General features: G+C 72.8%; 16 protein-coding genes and 1 pseudogene. 11 read left to right on the top strand and 6 right to left on the bottom strand.

Annotated features, from left to right (window positions below):
- The first annotated feature begins 9 nt into the window (after nt 1-9).
- Nucleotides 10-783 (top strand): YaaA family protein, encoded by a 774-nt coding sequence (locus tag ABD652_RS06235; RefSeq protein ID WP_344719329.1) that lies wholly within the window; start codon nt 10-12, stop codon nt 781-783.
- Here ABD652_RS06235 and ABD652_RS06230 read toward each other — a convergent pair.
- Both ABD652_RS06230 and ABD652_RS06225 read right to left on the bottom strand, forming a co-directional pair.
- Entirely contained in the window at nt 770-1219 is a 450-nt protein-coding gene (locus ABD652_RS06230) for a reverse transcriptase-like protein (RefSeq protein ID WP_344719327.1), read from the bottom strand. The genes ABD652_RS06235 and ABD652_RS06230 overlap by 14 nt on opposite strands.
- Nucleotides 1220-1321: 102 nt before the next feature.
- Complete coding sequence (locus ABD652_RS06225) at nt 1322-2269, bottom strand: Nif3-like dinuclear metal center hexameric protein (protein ID WP_344719325.1); 948 nt, start codon at nt 2267-2269, stop codon at nt 1322-1324.
- Nucleotides 2270-2402: 133 nt separating this feature from the next.
- Here ABD652_RS06225 and msrA point away from each other — a divergent pair, with 133 nt between their 5' ends.
- The 3 genes from msrA to epsC all read left to right on the top strand — a co-directional run bounded on the left by msrA (nt 2403) and on the right by epsC (nt 4707).
- Nucleotides 2403-3014, top strand: a complete 612-nt coding sequence (msrA, locus tag ABD652_RS06220; RefSeq protein WP_344719323.1) for a peptide-methionine (S)-S-oxide reductase MsrA — start codon at nt 2403-2405, stop codon at nt 3012-3014.
- Nucleotides 3015-3134: 120 nt separating this feature from the next.
- A complete protein-coding gene (gene cysK / locus ABD652_RS06215) occupies nt 3135-4067 on the top strand; it encodes a cysteine synthase A (RefSeq protein ID WP_425574549.1) in 933 nt (310 codons plus the stop codon).
- A gap of 52 nt (nt 4068-4119) precedes the next feature.
- Nucleotides 4120-4707, top strand: a complete 588-nt coding sequence (gene epsC / locus ABD652_RS06210) for a serine O-acetyltransferase EpsC (RefSeq protein ID WP_344719319.1) — start codon at nt 4120-4122, stop codon at nt 4705-4707.
- Between the two features lie 147 nt (nt 4708-4854).
- Here epsC and gndA read toward each other — a convergent pair whose 3' ends face one another.
- The 3 genes from gndA to zapE form a co-directional block, all read right to left on the bottom strand.
- Complete coding sequence (gene gndA / locus ABD652_RS06205) at nt 4855-6297, bottom strand: NADP-dependent phosphogluconate dehydrogenase (protein WP_344719317.1); 1443 nt, start codon at nt 6295-6297, stop codon at nt 4855-4857.
- A gap of 265 nt (nt 6298-6562) precedes the next feature.
- On the bottom strand, nt 6563-7474 hold the full coding sequence (ppk2, locus tag ABD652_RS06200; RefSeq protein ID WP_153143732.1) for a polyphosphate kinase 2: 912 nt from the start codon (nt 7472-7474) through the stop codon (nt 6563-6565).
- Between the two features lie 240 nt (nt 7475-7714).
- A complete protein-coding gene (gene zapE, locus ABD652_RS06195; RefSeq protein WP_425574548.1) occupies nt 7715-8773 on the bottom strand; it encodes a cell division protein ZapE in 1059 nt (352 codons plus the stop codon).
- A 168-nt stretch (nt 8774-8941) separates the two neighbouring features.
- Here zapE and ABD652_RS06190 point away from each other — a divergent pair, with 168 nt between their 5' ends.
- A complete protein-coding gene (locus tag ABD652_RS06190; protein WP_344719312.1) occupies nt 8942-9823 on the top strand; it encodes a sulfurtransferase in 882 nt (293 codons plus the stop codon).
- A gap of 59 nt (nt 9824-9882) precedes the next feature.
- Entirely contained in the window at nt 9883-10323 is a 441-nt protein-coding gene (locus ABD652_RS06185; protein ID WP_425574552.1) for a SufE family protein, read from the top strand.
- A gap of 29 nt (nt 10324-10352) precedes the next feature.
- Here the strand turns inward: ABD652_RS06185 and ABD652_RS06180 are convergent, their stop codons facing one another.
- Complete coding sequence (locus ABD652_RS06180; protein ID WP_344719308.1) at nt 10353-11822, bottom strand: alpha/beta hydrolase family protein; 1470 nt, start codon at nt 11820-11822, stop codon at nt 10353-10355.
- A gap of 252 nt (nt 11823-12074) precedes the next feature.
- On the opposite strand from ABD652_RS06180, the gene msrB reads away from it, so the two are divergent.
- From msrB to ABD652_RS06155, 5 genes and pseudogenes are all read left to right on the top strand, one after another.
- Nucleotides 12075-12539: a peptide-methionine (R)-S-oxide reductase MsrB gene (msrB, locus tag ABD652_RS06175; RefSeq protein WP_153143728.1), complete on the top strand. Its 465-nt coding sequence runs from the start codon at nt 12075-12077 to the stop codon at nt 12537-12539.
- A 7-nt stretch (nt 12540-12546) separates the two neighbouring features.
- A pseudogene (locus ABD652_RS06170) lies at nt 12547-13452 on the top strand (threonine aldolase family protein); the annotation flags it as partial.
- 256 nt (nt 13453-13708) lie between these two features.
- On the top strand, nt 13709-14443 hold the full coding sequence (locus ABD652_RS06165; protein ID WP_344719304.1) for a DUF3000 domain-containing protein: 735 nt from the start codon (nt 13709-13711) through the stop codon (nt 14441-14443).
- A 7-nt stretch (nt 14444-14450) separates the two neighbouring features.
- Nucleotides 14451-15695 carry an HRDC domain-containing protein gene (locus ABD652_RS06160; protein ID WP_344719302.1) on the top strand — a complete coding sequence of 415 codons (1245 nt, stop codon included), beginning with the start codon at nt 14451-14453 and terminating at the stop codon, nt 15693-15695.
- Between the two features lie 103 nt (nt 15696-15798).
- A complete protein-coding gene (locus ABD652_RS06155) occupies nt 15799-17928 on the top strand; it encodes a 3-hydroxyacyl-CoA dehydrogenase NAD-binding domain-containing protein (protein ID WP_344719300.1) in 2130 nt (709 codons plus the stop codon).
- Nucleotides 17929-17955 lie beyond the last annotated feature (27 nt).

Genomic DNA, 17955 nt, shown 5'->3' with positions numbered 1-17955 from the left:
GATGGATCGGTGCTGATCCACCTCCCGCCCTCCGAAGGAAAGACCCCGCCGGCCGACGGCGGAGACGCCCTCGATCTCTCGGCGCTGACGCTGCCCGAGCTGGCGGCGCCCCGCCGCGAGGTCCTCGACGCGCTCGCCGCCGCCAGCTCCCGCGAGGACGCGCAGAAGGTCCTCAAGGTCGGCGCCAACGTCATGGGCGAGGTCGCGGCCAACACCCGGCTGGACACCGCTCCCACGGCCCCGGCGCACCGGCTCTACACCGGGGTGCTCTACGACGCGCTCGACGCCGACACGCTGGACGAGGCCGCACGGGCCCGCGCCGAGGACCAGGTGCTGATCTTCTCCGGGCTGTTCGGCGTGACCGGCTTCAGCGACCCGATCCCGGCCCACCGCCTGTCGATGGGCGTCACTCTGGCTCCCGAGGGGCGCGGCCCGGGGCGGCTGTCGACGTTCTGGAAGCAGGCCCTGGCCGAGCCGCTGGACGCGGTGATCGGCGACCAGCTCGTCGTCGACTGCCGGTCCTCGGCCTATGCCGTCCACCGCGCGGCGGCGGAGCAGACTCTGACGGTCAACAGCGTCACCGAGCGCGACGGCGAGCGGAAGGTGGTCACCCACTTCGCCAAGCACGCCCGCGGCCGGCTCACCGGCATGCTGCTGCGCGCCGAGCGGCCGGCGGAGACGATCGACGACGTCGCCGAGATCGCCGCCTCCGTCTGGGAGGTGGAGGTGCGCCCGGCCGCCGGGCGCACCCCGCATCAGCTGGATCTGATCAGTCGGGAGTGATCCGGCTGGCGGCCGGATCCCACTCGGTGCCGGCCGCCGAGGCGTCCATGGCCTCGTTGCTCAGCGCGTCGGCGTCGCCGTTCTGCTTCCGCGGGATCCAGGTGTAGCGCACCTGGGTCGGCGGCAGGATGGCCGCGGCCTGTGCGGCGAGACGCTTCATGTCCTCATGCTTGATCCGCCAGCGTCCGCTCATCTGCTCGACGACGAGCTTGGAGTCCAGCCGCACGTCGACCTCGGCCTGCGGGTCGATCTCGGCGGCCAGCGTCAGCCCGTCGATCAGGCCGGTGTACTCGGCCACGTTGTTGCTGGCCTTCCCCAGCGGGGTCGCGCGGGTCGCCAGCACGCGGCCGGAGGCGTCGCGCACCAGGGCGCCGGATCCGGCGATGCCGGGGTTGCCGCGGCTGCCGCCGTCGGCTTCGACGATCAGTGTGGTCACAGTTCTCCTGTCGGGGTGTCCGAAGTCGGGATGTGAAGTCGGGATGTCTCGAGTCGCGGGATCGGGCCGCGGGCGGCCGGGGCCGGCGCGCGGCGGACGGGTTCAGCCGCCCGGAGTGAGCACGAAGTCCCACGGATCAGTGGTGATGCCGCTGACCACGACCTCGACATCGTAGCCGCGATCGGCCAGCGCCCGCTGCAGCGCCTGGGCGGCGGTGGGCAGCCAGAGCCATTCGCTGGCGAAGTGCGAGACGTCGATGAGGTAGGGCCGGCCGTCGCGCACCGCCTCACGGGCCTCCGAGGCGGGATGGTGGCGCAGGTCGGCGGTGATGAAGACGTCGGCCTCGGCCTCCCGCGCGACGTCGAGCAGGCTGTCGCCGGCGCCGCCGCAGAGCGCGACGCGCTGCACGATGCCGTCCCGGTCCCCGGCGACGCGGACTCCCCCGGCGACGGCCGGCAGCAGGCCGAAGAGCCGGCCGGCGAGCTCGCCCAGCGTGGTGCCGACCTCCAGCGTGCCGAGGCGTCCCAGACCTTCCGGGGCCACCCCGCCCTCGGCCGGCTTCAGCGGTGCGGTCTGTTGCAGGCCCAGCATGCCGGCGAGCACGTCGTTGACGCCGCCGACGGCGGAGTCGCCGTTGGTGTGGGCGGTGAGCAGCCCGCAGGAGGACTCGATGAGCCGGTGGACGATCTCTCCCTTGTACCCGGCCGCGTCGACGCTGTGCACTCCGCGCAGCAGCAGCGGGTGATGGGTGATCAGCAGGTCCGCGCCGGCGTCGCAGGCCTCCTCGACGACGGCGCGCACCGGGTCGACGGCGAAGTGCACGGTGCGCACCGGCCGTTCGCGGCGGCCGGCGACGAGTCCGACGGCGTCCCAGGGTTCGGCCAGGCCGGTGGGCCAGAGCTCCTCGGCGAGGTCGACCACCTGCTGCAGCGTCGGGGCGGGGCCCGCCGCGCGCGCCGCGGAGTCCGGGGCACCGTCGCCGTCCTTGTCCTGGTCCTTGTCCTGGTCCTTGTCCTGCGCTTCGTCCTGGTCCTCGGGCGTGGTGTCCATGCCCTCCGTTGTATCGCGTCGCGCCGGTCCGACGCTCCGGACACGCTCGGGAGACGCACGGACGGCGCACGGACGACGCGCGGTCCCGGCCGCGGCGAGGAATGTCGCGGCGGCCGGCGCGGTTGGACCGGACATGAGTTCTCCCTCCGATCCCGAGGCCCCGACCCCTGATCCGGCGGCGCAGGTCGACCCGGCCGAGCAGGCCGGCCCCGCCCGCACTCTGGTCCTCGGCGCCGGCTGCTTCTGGTGCCTGGATTCGCTGGCCCGGCGGCTGCGCGGCGTCGTCCGGGTGCGCAGCGTCTACACCGGCGGCACCGGCCCGGCGACCTACGAGGCGGTGTGCACCGGCACCACCGGCCACGCCGAGGCGGTGGAGGTCACCTTCGACCCCGCCGAGCTGCCCGTCGACGTGCTCTACGACGTCTTCTTCTCCGCGCACGACCCGACGTCGTGGAACCGGCAGGGCCACGACGTCGGCCCGCAGTACCGCTCGGCGATGTTCTACGCCGACGACGCCGAGCGTGCCGAGATGCAGGCGGCGATCGAGCGTGCCCAGCAGTCCTACGACGCGCCGATCGTCACCACGCTGGAGCCGCTCGGCGCGGTCTTCGAAGCCGAGCCGGTCCACCAGGACTTCCATTCCCGCCGGCCCGACGTCGGCTACTGCCGGGTCATCATCGACCCCAAGGTCGCCGCGCTGCGCCGGAATTACGCCCCGTGGCTGACGGAGCAGCCGGTCGGCTGACGAGCCGATAGGCTGGCCCCGACCCGTGTCGGCGCCCGACGGCGCCATCGACGGCACGGCCGCTTCCCCGCAGTCCCCGCAGAGACGCAGACACACCGCACGGAAGGGTTCGACTCCATCATGGCGATTCTCGACAACATCACCGAGGCCGTCGGCGGCACTCCGCTGGTCCGGCTCAACCGGCTCGACGCCGACCTGCCCGGCGACGTCGCGGTCAAGCTCGAGTTCTACTCCCCGGCCAGCTCGGTCAAGGACCGCATCGGCACCGCCATCGTCGACGCCGCCGAGGAGGCCGGCGTGCTGAAGTCCGGCGGCACCATCGTCGAGGGCACCTCGGGCAACACCGGCATCGCCCTGGCGATGGTCGGCGCGGCCCGCGGCTACCGCGTGGTGCTGACCATGCCGGAGACGATGTCCACCGAGCGGCGCGTCATGCTGCGCGCCTACGGCGCCGAGATCGTGCTGACCCCGGGCGCCGACGGGATGCGCGGGGCGGTGGAGAAGGCCAAGGCCATCGTCGAGGAGACCGACAACGCGATCTGGGCCCGGCAGTTCGCCAACGAGGCCAACCCGCAGGTCCACTACGACACCACCGGCGAGGAGATCTGGCGCGACACCGAGGGCGCCGTCGACATCCTGGTCGCCGGCATCGGCACCGGCGGCACGATCACCGGCGCCGGACGGAAGCTGCGCGAGCACAAGCCGGAGATCGGCATCGTCGCCGTCGAGCCGGAGGACTCGCCGATCCTCTCCGGCGGCGCGGCCGGACCGCACAAGATCCAGGGCCTGGGGCCGAACTTCGTCCCGGAGATCCTCGACCGCGAGATCTACGACGAGGTGCTGACCGCCGACCTCGACAAGTCTGTGGAGACCGCGCGCGAGCTGGGCACCCGGGAGGGCATCCTGGGCGGCATCTCCACCGGGGCGAACATCGCCGCGGCGCTGGAGGTCGCCTCGCGCGAGGAGAACCGCGACAAGCTCATCGTCACCGTCGCCACCGACTTCGGGGAGCGCTACATCTCCACGCTGCTCTACGAGGACATCCGCGGCTGATCCTCCCGCACGTTCCCAGACGCGACCGCCGACCGAAAGGCATCGATCGACAGTGGGCATCCTGAAGCGCCTGCGCGAGGACATCGACTCCGCACGCGAGCACGACCCAGCCGCACGCAGCTCCACGGAGATCGTGCTGGTCTACTCCGGCCTCCACGCCATCTGGGCCCACCGCCTGGCGCACCGGATGTGGCGGCGCCGGCCGCTGCAGACGCCGGCGCGGGCGCTGTCCCAGGCGGTGCGCACGCTCACCGGGATCGAGATCCACCCGGGGGCGCAGATCGGCCGGCGGTTCTTCATCGACCACGGCATGGGCGTGGTGATCGGCGAGACCACCGAGATCGGCGACGACTGCATGCTCTACCAGGGAGTGACCCTCGGCGGGCGCTCCCTCGAGCAGGTCAAGCGCCACCCCACGCTCGGCGACGGCGTCGTCGTCGGCGCCGGGGCGAAGGTCCTCGGGCCGGTGGAGCTCGGCGAGGGGGCGACCGTCGGAGCCAACGCCGTGGTCGTCAAGTCCGCCCCGGAGCACTCGATCCTCACCGGCATCCCCGCCCACGCGCGCAGCCGGACGGAGACCGAGCGGAAGCCGGCGGTGGATCCGGCCGAATACGCCCTGGATCCGGCGCTGTTCATCTGAACCCGACCGGCTGAACCCGACCGGCCGGTCGACGACGCCGGAGACGACGAAGGGCCCGGCCCCGGAGATGATTCCCGGGGCCGGGCCCTTCGTCGTGCCGCGGACGCGGATCGGACGATCGGCGGATCCGCGCAGCGGGTCAGCCGATCAGGCCTCCACCTCGCCGCGGTCGCCGGACCACAGTGTGTGGAAGGTGCCCTCGACGTCGGTGCGCTGGTAGGTGTGCGCGCCGAAGTAGTCGCGCAGCCCCTGGGTCAGCGCGGCCGGCAGGCGGTCGCGGCGCAGGCTGTCGTAGTAGGCCAGCGAGGAGGAGAAGACCGGGGCCGGCACGCCGTGCTCGGCGGCGGCGGCCACCACCCGGCGCCAGGCCGGCAGGCACTCGTTGAGGGCCTCGGTGAACTCCTCGGCCAGCAGCAGGTTCTTCGGCAGGCGGGAGGACTCGCCGTCGAAGGCCTTCATGATGGTGTCCAGCAGGTCGGCGCGGATGATGCAGCCGGCGCGCCACAGCGAGGCGATCTCCTTCAGGTCCAGGTCCCAGCCGAACTCCTCGCCGGCGGCGACGAGCATGTCCATCCCCTGGGCGTAGGCGACCAGCTTGGAGGCGTAGAGCGCCTTGCGCACGTCCTCGACGAACTCCGGGCCGAATTCCTCGTCGGCGGCGGTGGAGTCCACGCCGTCGCTGAAGACGCGGTTGGTCTCGGCGCGCAGCTCGCGCTGCGAGGAGATCGAGCGGGCGAAGACCGACTCGGCGATCGCGGTCACCGGCGAGCCGACCTCCAGCGCGGAGATGGCCGTCCAGCGGCCGGTGCCCTTCTGGCCGGCGGAGTCGACGATGACGTCGACCAGCGGCCGGCCGGTGCGCTCGTCCTCGTGCTCGAGGACCTCGGCGGTGATCTCGATGAGGTAGGAGGCCAGGTCGGTGGTGTTCCACTCACGGAAGACCTCGCCCTGCGCCGCCGGCTCCAGCCCGGCCAGGCTGCGCATCAGGTCGTGGGCCTCGCCGATGACCTGCATGTCGGCGTACTCGATGCCGTTGTGGACCATCTTCACGTAGTGGCCGGCGCCGTCGGTGCCGACCCAGGTGCAGCAGGGCTCGCCGTGGTAGTCCGCGGCGATCTTCTCCAGCATCGGACCCAGCGTCCGGTAGGACTCCTCGGAACCGCCGGGCATGATCGACGGGCCGTTCAGCGCACCCTCCTCGCCGCCGGAGACGCCGACGCCGACGAAGTGCAGGCCCTTCTCGCGCAGCCGCTCCTCGCGGCGGCGCGTCTCCTCGAAGAACGAGTTGCCCGCGTCGATGACGATGTCGCCCTCGTCGAGCAGCGGCAGCAGGTCGTCGATGACGGCGTCGACCGGAGCGCCGGCCTTGACCATGATCAGCACCCGGCGCGGCCGCTCGAGGGACTCGACCAGCTGGACCAGGGACTCGGTGCGGACGAACTCGCCCTCGGAGCCGTGGGCCTCGAGAAGCGCATCGGTGCGCTCCACCGACCGGTTGTGCAGGGACACGGTGTAGCCGTTCCGAGCGAGATTCCGTGCCAGGTTGGCCCCCATCACGGCCAGTCCGGTCACTCCGATGTCGGCGCTCATGCAGTCTCCTTGTTCGGGGTCTGGGGTCGAGATCCGTGCACGCCGTCTGTCGTCGTGCACGGTGCTCGACGCCGGTCGGCGGGGCGAGGCCGACGATCGGCATGGCGGAGCGACGCCGTCGCGGACCGCCCGCGCCGGCGTCGAGCGCCTCCCACTCTATCCCGAGCGAGGCTCTTCGTGGGGCGGGCGTTGCACCGGGCGACGACAGGCCCGCCGCCGGAGGCCGGAGCGGGCGCCGGGGCGCGCGTCGGACCGGGCGCCCCGATCAGTCGCCGACGGCCTCGCGTCCGCGGCGCACGATCAGCGGGTCGGGCTCGCCGACGACTTCGTGGTCCTTGCCCTCGTACTCGAACTGGGACAGGAAGTAACGCATGGCGTTGAGCCGGGCGCGCTTCTTGTCGTTGGACTTGATGGTGATCCACGGCGCGTGGTCGGTGTCGGTGCGCCGGAACATCTCCTCCTTGGCCTCGGTGTAGGCCTCCCAGCGGTCCAGCGACTCCAGGTCCATCGGCGAGAGCTTCCACTGCCGCACCGGGTCGATCTGCCGGATCGCGAAACGGGTGCGCTGCTCCTTCTGGGTCACCGAGAACCAGAACTTCGTCAGGTGGATCCCGGCGTCGACGAGCATCTGCTCGAACTGCGGCGCCTGGCGCATGAAGATCTCGTACTCGTCGTCGGAGCAGAAGCCCATGACCCGCTCGACGCCGGCCCGGTTGTACCAGGAGCGGTCGAAGAGGACCATCTCGCCGGCGGTGGGCAGGTGGTCGATGTAGCGCTGGAAGTACCACTGCCCCCGCTCGCGGTCCGAGGGCTTGCTCAGCGCGACCACGCGGGCGGTGCGCGGGTTCAGATGCTCGGTGACGCGCTTGATCGTGCCGCCCTTGCCGGCGGCGTCGCGGCCCTCGAAGACGATCACGTGCTTCAGCCCGTAGTCCTCGGCCCAGTACTGGAACTTCAGCAGCTCCACCTGCAGGTGATACTTCTCCAGCTCGTAGATGTCGCGGTCGAGGCGCTCGGCGTAGGGATAGTTCTCCTGCCAGGTCTCGACGGCATTGCCCTGCGGGTCGATGAGGTCGGGGTCCGGCGTGTGCCCGTCCAGGACCCGGTAGCCGCCGTCGCGCAGGCGGTCGATGAACTCCCGCAGGTTCTCCCGCGGCGCCTCGTCGAGGTCGTGCATATGGTTCCTCCGCCTCTCGTCTGCGCCAGGTGTGCTCGACGCCGGACGTCGTGCGTCGGCGTCGTGCCAGAACATCTCACCAGGGATCTGTGAACGGCCGGTGAACGTCCCGTCGTCGGACCCGTGGTCCGGCCCGTCGTCGTGGCCGCCCGGCTCACGGCCCGGCGGGCACCCGTCGGCACGGACCAGCTTACGCCGCTCCGCCGACGCGGAGCACCGGACCGCGCCGAGGCGACGGCGTCAGAGCGCCTGCTCGCCCATCTGGCCGGCCCGGGCCAGCGCCGTCAGTCGAGAGACGGTCCGGTGATACTTCTTCATGTAGCCGCCGGACATCATCTCCTCGGTGAACAGCGCGTCGAAGGGCTTGCCCGAGGCGACGATCCGCACGTCCTGGTCGTAGAGCCGGTCGGCCAGCACCACGAAGCGCAGCGCCAGCGCCTGCGACTCGATGGTCTCGACGTCCCGCAGCACCAGCACGTCGACGTCGGCGACCAGCTGACGGTATCGGCTCGGGTGCACGACGGTGAGGTGCTCGGCCAGCGCGGCGAAGTCGTCGACGGCGATCCGCGAGCCGGCGAACTCCCGGGCGGCGAACTCCTCGACCTGGTCGGCGGGCAGCGGGTCGGGGGCCTGCGGGAGTCCGCGGTGCCGGTAGTCCTCGCCGTCGACGCGGACTGTGGTGAACTGGTCGGCCAGCACCTGGATCTCGCGCTGGAAGTCCGCGGCGGCGAAACGTCCCTCGCCCAGCGAGCCGGGCAGCGTGTTCGACGTCGCGGCCAGCTTGACCCCGGCGTCGGCCAGCTCGCGCATCAGCCGCGACATCAGCACCGTGTCGCCGGGGTCGTCGAGCTCGAACTCGTCGATGCAGACCAGCGCATAGTCGCTGAGCACGTCGACGGTGCGGCGGAAGGACAGCGCGCCGACCAGGTTCGTGTACTCCACGAAGGTCCCGAAGGCCTTCGGCCCCTCGACCGCGTGGTACAGCGAGGCCAGCAGGTGGGTCTTGCCGACGCCGAAGCCGCCGTCCAGGTAGATCCCGGCCGCGCGGCGCGCCGGCGCCCCCGACCGGCCGCGGCCGACGAGCCGCGAGAGCAGCCCGCCGCCGCGCCGCCGGCCGACGGTGGTCGCGAACGCCCGCAGGGCCTCCACCGCCTCGGCCTGCGAGGGATGATCGGGGTCCGGGATGTAGGAGTCGAAGGAGACCTGGGAGAAGCGGAAGGAGGGCGTCAGGCCCTCCAGCAGCTCCCCCACTCCGACCTGGGGCGTTCTCTGGCTCAGCGGTGCGACGTCGGACGGCATGCGCCCCATGCTACTGCGCGGCGCCGTCGGCGATGACCTCGGATGGCGAGGAGCGGCTCCCGCCTGGAGGCACTGCGGTGGACGGGTCTAGGCTGGAGACGTGTCCGTCGACCACGTGCCGAGCGCGGCGGCGGACCCCTCGAGCCTCCGATCGAAAGGCGATGCTCCATGACCGCTGAGAAGGACCATTCCCAGTACGCCCGCCCCGAGACGCTGGTGACCACCGAGTGGGTCGCCGCGCACAAGGACGACGCCGACGTCGTGGTGGTGGAGTCCGACGAGGACGTGCTGCTCTACGAGACCGGCCACATCCCCGGCGCGGTGAAGATCGACTGGCACACCGAGCTCAACGACCCGGTGACCCGCGACTTCCTCGACGGCGAGGCCTTCGCCGCCTTCGCCGCCTCCAAAGGCATCTCGCGGGACACCACAGTGGTCTTCTACGGCGACAAGTCGAACTGGTGGGCCGCCTACGCGCTGTGGGTCTTCACGCTCTTCGGCCACGAGGACCTGCGCCTGATGGACGGCGGCCGGCAGAAGTGGACCGACGAGGGCCGCGCGATGATCACGGATCGGCCGGAGATCACCGCCGGCGACTACCCGGTGGTCGAGCGCGACGACGCCACGCACCGGGCCTTCCGCGAGGACGTGCTCGACCACCTCGGCAAGCCCCTGGTGGACGTCCGCTCCGCGCTGGAGTACTCCGGCGAGCGGACCCACATGGAGGGCTACGAGCAGGAGGGCGCCCTGCGCGGCGGGCACATCCCCACCGCCGCCTCCGTCCCGTGGGGACGGGCGGTGGACTCCGACGGGACCTTCAAGTCCCGCGAGGAGCTCGAGGCCATCTACCGCGACGAGGCCGGCCTGGGCGCCTCCGACGACGTCATCGCCTACTGCCGCATCGGCGAGCGGTCCTCGCACACCTGGTTCGTGCTGCAGCACCTGCTCGGCTACGAGCAGGTCCGCAACTACGACGGGTCCTGGACCGAGTGGGGCAACGCGGTCCGGCTGCCCATCGCCGCCGGCGAGGAGCCGGGTGAGGCCCGATGACCGCCGCGCAGCACGCTGACGCCGTCGGCGGTCCGGCCGCCGAGCCGGGCGCCGATCCGATGCCGGGGGCGCTGGCCGAGATCATCGAGGAGTTCCAGGCCGTCGAGGATCCGCAGAAGCTCGAGCTGCTGCTGGAGCTCTCCCGCGAGCTGCCGGAGCTGCCGGAGGAGTACGGCGACGGCTACGAGCAGATGGAGCAGGTCGTCGAGTGCCAGTCGCCGCTGTACCTGACGCTGGAGTTCGACGACGGCGCCCGCACCGTCCGGCTGATCTTCGCCGCGCCGCAGGAGGCACCGACCACCCGCGGATTCGCCTCCATCCTGCACCAGGGGCTCGACGGGCTGACGTATGAGCAGATCCTGGCGACTCCCGACGACGTCGCGGCCCGCCTGGGGCTGGCCAAGGCCATCACCCCGCTGCGGCTGCGCGGCATGGAGGCGATGCTCGCCCGGGTGAAGCGCAACGTGCGCGAGCATGTCGCCTCGCTCGACGCCGGCTGATCCCGACCGACGTCCGACCGGCACCCGGGTCAGCGGTCGGGACGGCGGTCGGACGTCGCGGTCGCCTCGGCGGGGGTGACCGTCGGCAGGGTGCCGGTGGAGGCCAGATGCGGCGGCGCGTCCGCGGTGAACAGCTTCGTCGCCCATTCGGCGACCTTGCCCTCCCACCGATCGGGGTCGGCGTTCCGCTCCTTGATGTGCCGGGCCCGGGCGAAGGGCACGAAGCTCACCATCGGGCTGCGTTCGGCCAGATCGCGGGAGGGGCCGTACGGCACGACATTGTCGTCGACACTGTGCAGGATGAGCGTGCGCACATGCAGCTCATCGGCCCGCGCCGTCCAGTTCAGCGCCTTCAGGTCCACTGGTGCCGCCAGGCCTGTCACACGCTTCCCCGAGGAGTTGGAGATGATCCACTGCCCCATCCGTCCCACCCGGTCCGGGATCCGATTCTCCCGGGCCTGGTGGGCCAGCACGTCGATCCAGTCGACCACCGGACCGGTGAGCACGAGTCCGCGGATCGCCGGTGCGAGCCGGGACCGGTCGGCCGTCTGCAGGGCGATCGCCCCGCCCATCGACCAGCCGAAGAGCAGGACGTCCTCGGCCCCGTGGTCGAGCGCGTACTGCACTGCGGCCTCGACGTCCTCCCACTCGGTGACGCCCAGCCCGTAGCGGCCGTCCGGGGCGTCGGGCGCCTCGCCGTCGTTGCGATAGGAGATCAGCAGCGAGTCGAGGCCCAGTCGATCGGCCACGGCCAGTCCCCGGATGCCCTCCGCGCGGCGCCCGCCGCGGCCGTGGACCATGATGGCCCAGATACCGCGCCCCGCCAGCACGCCGTCGCCGCGCTGCGGCGGCACGTGCCAGGCCGGCGCCGGACCGTCGGGGAGCTCGACGACCACCTCGCGGCTCGGGAAGCCGGCACTGTCCGGATCCGGATGGGTCACCGAGGTCCACCAGCCGCGGACCGCGCTGCGCAGGTCCCCGCGATAGATCTCCTCCACCCGGCGGGTGATGGTCCCGTCGCGGGGCGAGAAGGCGGTGATCTCCCCGATCCGTGCATGCGACTGCCCGCCGTGGAAGTACAGCCCGTAGGTGCCCTCGACGATGGTCTCCGGCGTCGCCGGCAGCACCACCTCGTCGCCGCGGGAGCCGCGCACGACCGCCAGGATCTCGAGGTCCTCGCGATGTTCGCGGACGGGGGTGACCACCATCCGCGCGAAGTAGCCGGCCAGCGCCGAGGCCCCGGCGGCCGCAGCGAGTCCGGCGCCCAGCCCCGTGCCGGCGCCCAGCACTCCGGCGCGCACCCAGGGCGTGCGCGGCTCGCGCTCACGACGCACCCGCCGGATCACCGCCGATGCGCGGCGCCCGATCGGGCTCTGGACGGCCGGCGGGGCGCCGGACCGGCGGGCCAGCCGGCCGACGCCGCGGCGCGCTCGGCCGACCTGCTCGCCGAGGAGATCCACGGCTTCTGCCACGGACGGCTGACGGTCACGCGATGCCATGGGGCGGCGCCTCCCACACTGTCTCGGATGCGATGCTGGTTCCCCGGCCGAGCTCCGGACCGGCGCCTGCGGCCGCGCGGCCCGTCCGGCCCTCCGCTCAGCCTACGCGGCGGCGCCGACGAGCGGAATCCGGCCCTGACTCCGGGAAGCAATGCGGCCGCCGGCGCGTTGACCCCGGATGCGGCCGCGTCGCGCCGGGTGCGCCCGCCGGCGGGGCCGCGACGTCCGAGCTGACAGCGGCGAGAGGAAGCGATGACGATGAGCGAGCAGCACGAGCAGCAGCCGGCGACGCCGGAGCAGGACGCCTCGGCGGCGTTCGCCCGTCGGCTCACCGACGAGCAGTGGCGCGAGCGCCTGTCCGCCGAGGAGTACTACGTGCTGCGGCGCGGCGGCACGGAGCGGGCCTACACCGGCGAGTACTGGGACAGCACCGACGACGGCGTCTTCACCTGTCGCGCCTGCGGGGCCGAGCTGTTCTCCTCCGAGACCAAGTTCGACTCGCACTGCGGCTGGCCGAGCTTCTACGAGCCCTCGTCCGGGGCGAACGTCACCCACCTGCGCGACGCGAGCCTCGGCATGGAGCGCGTCGAGGTGCGCTGCGGCAGCTGCGACTCCCACCTGGGGCACGTCTTCTCCGGCGAGGGCTTCGACACGCCGACCGACCAGCGCTACTGCATCAACTCGCTGTCCATCCGGCTCCACCCGGCCGAGGGATGAGCCGACCATGACCGATCCCTCGACGCCCCAGATGCCCGAGGCCCCCGAGACGCCCGACCTGCCCGACCTGCCCGGGGCGGCGGAGCCGGCGGCCGCGCCGGACGCCTCCTTCGCCTCCGACAACGTCGCCGGCGTCGCGCCCGAGATCCTCGAGTCCCTGGCGCGCATCGGCGGCGGGACGGCCCTGCCCTACGGCGACGACCCCGTCACCGCCCGGCTCGCCGACGTCGTGCGGGCCGAGTTCGGCGCCCGCGCCGAGGTGCTGCCGGTCTTCAACGGCACCGGCGCCAACGTCGTCGCCCTGCAGGCGCTGCTGCCCCGCTGGGGCGCGGCCATCTGCGCCCGGCAGGCGCATATCAACACTGACGAGGGCGCGGCGCCGGAGCGGCTGGGCTCGCTGAAGCTGCTGCCCCGCCCGACGGCGGACGGCAAGCTCACCGTCGACGACGTCGATGCCGAACGGCGGGCGACCGGCTTCGTCCACGCCGCCCAGCCGCTGGCCGTCTCGCTGACCGAGTCCACCGAGGTGGGCACCGTCTACACCCCCGCGGAGATCGCCGCCGTCGCCGAGCGCGCCCATGCCGCCGGGATGGGCGTCCACCTCGACGGCGCCCGGCTCGCCAACGCCGCCGCGGCCCTCGGCGTCGGACTCGGCGAGCTCACCGCCGCCGGCGTCGACGTCGTTAGCCTGGGCGGGACGAAGAACGGGGCGATGGCCGCCGAGGCGGTGGTCGTGATCGACCCCGACCGGGTCGCCGGCGTCGACTACATCCGCAAGTACTCCATGCAGCTGGCCAGCAAGCAGCGCTACGTCTCCGCCCAGCTGCTGGAGCTCTTCGGCACCGACCTGTGGCGGCGGAACGCCGAGCGGGCCAACGCCCAGGCCGCGCGGCTGGGGCGCCGACTGGCCGAGATCGACGGCATCCGGCTCTCCCGGCCGACCGAGGTCAACGCCGTCTTCCCGGAGATCGACGCCGCGATCCTCGCCGAGCTGCGCCGACGCTACCTGGTCCACACCTGGGACGCCGCCGCCGACGGCACCCCGGTGGCGCGGCTGATGTGCTCCTTCGACACGCGCGACGAGCAGATCGACGAGCTCGTGGAGACCGCCCGACGAGCCTCCGCGGCGCCTGGCGCCGCGGAGCTGACCCCCTCCGTAGGGTGGTCTCGTGACGATTCTCGGCCCAGCGGGTTCCGGGACGGGCGCCGGCGCCGGACATCCGGCGCGGCCCTCCCCTCCCGGCCTCGACGAGCTTCCGGAGCCGTTCCGCACCGCTCTGGGAGAGCTTCGGCGTGCGCGCACGCGCCGCGAGGCGCTGGTCGAGGAGATCCCCGCGCCGTCGCGCCTGGCTCCCTACGCCGTCGCGCTGCGCGCCGAGGTGCCCGATCCCGCGACGATGCCCGACCATCCCTCGCCGAATCACCCGGCCCACGCCGCCCGAGCATCCCGCAGCCCGCACGCCGGAGGCTCCGGGCCCGTCCCTGACGACGCCGAGCTGCTGGCCGCCGGCCGCTTCGTGCTGCTGCACGAGCCCGCCGGCCACGAGACCTGGGACGGGACCTTCCGCGTGGTCATCTACATCCGTGCCGAGCTCGACGCCGAGATGGGCGACGATCCGCTGCTGGCCTCCGTGGCCTGGACCTGGCTGCGCGATGCGCTGGGCCAGTACGGCGTCGAGCACCACCACGCCGGCGGCACCGCCACGCGGATCCTCTCGGAGAGCTTCGGCAGCCTGGAGGACCGCGGCCCGAGCAACACGGTGGAGCTGCGCGCCTCGTGGACGCCCACCGGCCGCCGCTTCGACGCCCACCTGGAGGCCTGGGCGGACATGGTCTGCTCCTTCGCCGGCCTGCCCGCCCTGCCCGACGGCGTCGTCGCCATGCCCCATCTCAGGAGGAACTGACGACTCGATGCCCGACTGCCCCGCTGAGGACGCCGAGGACACGCTCCCGCCGCTGCTGACCGAGCCGGCCGAGGGCGTGCCCTTCGTCATCGACACCGACCGGGGGCTGCAGCGCTGCGCCGAGGCCCTGGCCGCCGGCTCCGGCCCCGTGGCCGTCGACGCCGAGCGCGCCTCCGGTTTCCGCTACGGCCAGCGCGCCTTCCTGGTCCAGCTCAAGCGCGCCGGCTCCGGACTCTGGCTGATCGATCCCGAGCCGTTCGACACGCTGGCGCCGATCCAGCAGGCGCTCGACGGCGCCGAGTGGATCCTGCACGCCGCCTCCCAGGACCTGCCCTGCCTGGCCGAGCTGGGGATGCACCCCCATCGGCTCTTCGACACCGAGCTGGCCGCCCGCATGGCGGGACTGCCCCGCGTGGGACTCGGCGCCGTCGTCGAGACGCTGCTGCACGTGCGGCTGGCCAAGGAGCACTCGGCCGCCGACTGGTCCCGCCGGCCGCTGCCGAAGGACTGGCTGCGCTACGCCGCCCTCGACGTCGAGCTGCTCGTCGAGCTGCGCACCGAGCTGACCCGGATGCTCGACGAGCAGGGGAAGCACTCCTGGGCCGAGGAGGAGTTCGAGCACCTGCGCACGCATCGCCCGCCGACGGTGCCGCGGAAGGACCGGTGGCGGAAGACCTCCGGCATCAACAAGGTGAAGTCTCCGCGCCGGCTGGCGGTGCTCCGCGAGCTCTGGCGGGCGCGCGACCACCTGGCCGAGCGGCGCGACGTCGCCCCCGGCCACATTCTGCCCGACTCCGCCCTGGTCGCCGCCGCGGCGGCGGTGCCGCGCACCGTCCCGGAGCTGCTGGCGACTCCGGGCTTCCACGGCCGGGCGGCCAAGCGCGAGGCGCCGCGCTGGCTGCGCGCGATCAAGGCCGGCAGCTCCTCCGAGGACCTGCCCGAGCTGCAGCGGCGCAGCGCCGGACCGCCGCCTCCGCGCGCCTGGAAGGACCGGAACCCGCTCGCCTACCGGCGCTACCGGACCGCCCGCGACTGGCTGGCGGCCCGCGCCGAGGAGCTGGCGATGATGCCCGAGACTCTGCTGACCCCGGCGGTGCTCAAGCAGCTGTGCTGGGAGCCGCCGGCGCAGATCGACCTCGACGCCGTCGCCGGCCGGCTCGCCGAGCTCGGCGCCCGCAGGTGGCAGATCGACCGGACTGCGGCCGTGGTCACCGTCGCGCTGCTGGATCCGGATCCGCTCGAGGCGAGCTGAGCCGGGCTGAACCGGGTGGCGGCCGAGGCGCCCCGCCGCGATCGAGCCGTGCGGTCGGTGCGCCGGGTGACAGACTGAGTTACCCGCCAGTAAGCTGTGGGCCATGGCACACACTACGGACTTCTCCGGCTACCGCCCGCTGATCGAGGCCTTCGGCGACGAGGTCGTCACGCACAGCCACCTCGAGGACGTCGCCCTGCCCCACGGCGCCGGCACGCTGGCGCTGATCCGCCTGGACAATGGCGAGCAGCGGCGCCCGTCCACGCTCGGCCCCCGGTCGCTCGTCGAGCTCGGCGAGACTCTGGCCGCCCAGATCCCCCGGGCCGAATCCGGCGAGATCGTCGGACTGGCCGTGACCGGCACCGGGCCGCATCTCGCCGCCGGAGCCGACCTCGGCGCGGTCAACGCCATCGAGGACCGCAGCCTCGGACGGATGATGGCCGAGCTGGGCCACCAGGCCTACGCCCTGCTGGAGGACTTCCCCGCTCCGACCTTCGCCTTCATCAACGGCACCGCCCTCGGCGGCGGCCTGGAGATCGCCCTGGCCGCCCACCACCGCACCGTCTCCGACGGCGCGAAGGGCCTCGGCCTGCCCGAGATCTTCCTCGGGCTGGTCCCCGGCTGGGGCGGCATGCACCGTCTGCCGCGGATCGCCGGCCCGGAGAACGCCGCGACGGTGATCTTCACCAATGCGCTGGCCGAGAACCGCACGCTGCGCGGTCCGGCCGCCCACCAGCTCGGCCTGGCCGACGTGCTGCTGGAATCCGCGGACTTCGAGCGGCAGTCGCTGGACTTCGCCGCCCGGATGATCGCCGGCGACGAGGAGCTCGCCCGCCAGGTCGACGAGCACCGCGCGCACGCCGACGACTCCGAGGCCTGGCATCAGGCGCTCTCGGCGGCCCGGCGCGCAGTCGCCGCGAAGACCGGCGACTCGGCCCCGGCGCCGCTGCGGGCGCTGGAGCTCTTCGAGGAGGTCCCGCGGCGCGACCGCGACGCCGCCGTCGAGGCAGAGTGCGAGGCGCTGGCCGATCTGATGGTCACCGACGAGTTCGCCGACACCGTCTACGCCTTCCTCGAGCTGGTCCAGAAGCGGGCGAAGCACCCCGCCGGAGTGCCGGAGGCCGAGCCGCGCGAGGTGACCTCCGTCGGCGTCGTCGGCGCCGGGCTGATGGCCACGCAGCTGGCGCTGCTGTTCGCCGAGCGGCTGCAGGTGCCCGTGGCGCTGACCGACGTCGACGACGAACGGGTCTCCCGGGGGCTGGAGCGGATCCGCGCCGAGCTGGACCGCCGCGTGGAGCGCGGCCGCCTGGAATCCGCGCAGGCCGAGGACCTCCGCGGACTGATCACCGGCTCGACGGACAAATCCGTCTACGTCGGCTGCGATCTGATCATCGAGGCGGTCTTCGAGGAGACCTCGGTGAAGAAGCAGGTCTTCGCCGAGCTCGAGGAGATCGTCCGGGCCGAAGCCGTGCTGGCCACCAACACCTCCTCACTGTCGGTCAGCGCCATGGCCGAGGATCTGCGGCATCCCGAGCGGGTCATCGGGTTCCACTTCTTCAACCCGGTCGCGAAGATGCCGCTGATCGAGATCGCCCGCACCCCGCGCACCGCCGACGAGCCGATCGCGACGGCCTTCGCCCTGGCGGCCCGACTGGGCAAGTCCCCGGTGCTGACCCGCGACACCACGGCCTTCGTGGTCAATCGGGTGCTGCTGCGGCTGATGTCCGAGGTCCAGCGCGCCGTCGACGAGGGCACCGACCCCGAGACCGCCGACACGGCGCTGCGGCCGCTGGGGCTGCCGATGTCGACCTTCGACCTGCTGGCCATGGTCGGGCTGCCGGTGGCCCAGCACGTCACCGAGTCGCTGCATGCGTCCTTCGGCGCTCGCTTCCACGTCTCGGCGAACCTGCAGCGCCTCATCGACCACGGCGTGACCGGGATCTGGGCGGCCGACGACGACGGCGGCGCCCGCCGCATCCCCGAGGAGACCGCCGCGCTGCTCGAGCAGGGCGACGCGCCGCGGACCGCCGAGCAGCTGCTGCACGACGTCGAGGACGCCCTCGCCGAGGAGATCTCGCTGATGCTGGACGAGGGCGTGGTCAGCTCCCCGAAGGACATCGACCTGTGCATGATCCTCGGCGCCGGCTGGCCGATGCACCGCGGCGGCATCACCCCGCACCTCGACCACATCGGGGCCTCCGAGCGGGTCGCCGGGCGCCGGTTCCACCGCTGAGCGGCGTGGGCCCCGGCCGCGGGATGC

This window comes from Nesterenkonia halobia, from assembly GCF_039536005.1.
Lineage (GTDB): Bacteria > Actinomycetota > Actinomycetes > Actinomycetales > Micrococcaceae > Nesterenkonia > Nesterenkonia halobia.
This window is presented reverse-complemented; position numbering and strand designations above follow the sequence as displayed.

Bases quoted from the DNA above. Each gene is read 5' to 3' on its own strand.
- ABD652_RS06225 (WP_344719325.1), bottom strand. From the start codon at position 2,269: ATGGACACCACGCCCGAGGACCAGGACGAAGCGCAGGACAAGGACCAG.
- msrA (WP_344719323.1), top strand. From the start codon at position 2,403: ATGAGTTCTCCCTCCGATCCCGAGGCCCCGACCCCTGATCCGGCGGCG.
- cysK (WP_425574549.1), top strand. From the start codon at position 3,135: ATGGCGATTCTCGACAACATCACCGAGGCCGTCGGCGGCACTCCGCTG.
- gndA (WP_344719317.1), bottom strand. From the start codon at position 6,297: ATGAGCGCCGACATCGGAGTGACCGGACTGGCCGTGATGGGGGCCAAC.
- ppk2 (WP_153143732.1), bottom strand. From the start codon at position 7,474: ATGCACGACCTCGACGAGGCGCCGCGGGAGAACCTGCGGGAGTTCATC.
- zapE (WP_425574548.1), bottom strand. From the start codon at position 8,773: ATGCCGTCCGACGTCGCACCGCTGAGCCAGAGAACGCCCCAGGTCGGA.
- ABD652_RS06190 (WP_344719312.1), top strand. From the start codon at position 8,942: ATGACCGCTGAGAAGGACCATTCCCAGTACGCCCGCCCCGAGACGCTG.
- ABD652_RS06185 (WP_425574552.1), top strand. From the start codon at position 9,883: ATGCCGGGGGCGCTGGCCGAGATCATCGAGGAGTTCCAGGCCGTCGAG.
- ABD652_RS06180 (WP_344719308.1), bottom strand. From the start codon at position 11,822: ATGGCATCGCGTGACCGTCAGCCGTCCGTGGCAGAAGCCGTGGATCTC.
- msrB (WP_153143728.1), top strand. From the start codon at position 12,075: ATGACGATGAGCGAGCAGCACGAGCAGCAGCCGGCGACGCCGGAGCAG.
- ABD652_RS06160 (WP_344719302.1), top strand. From the start codon at position 14,451: ATGCCCGACTGCCCCGCTGAGGACGCCGAGGACACGCTCCCGCCGCTG.
- ABD652_RS06155 (WP_344719300.1), top strand. From the start codon at position 15,799: ATGGCACACACTACGGACTTCTCCGGCTACCGCCCGCTGATCGAGGCC.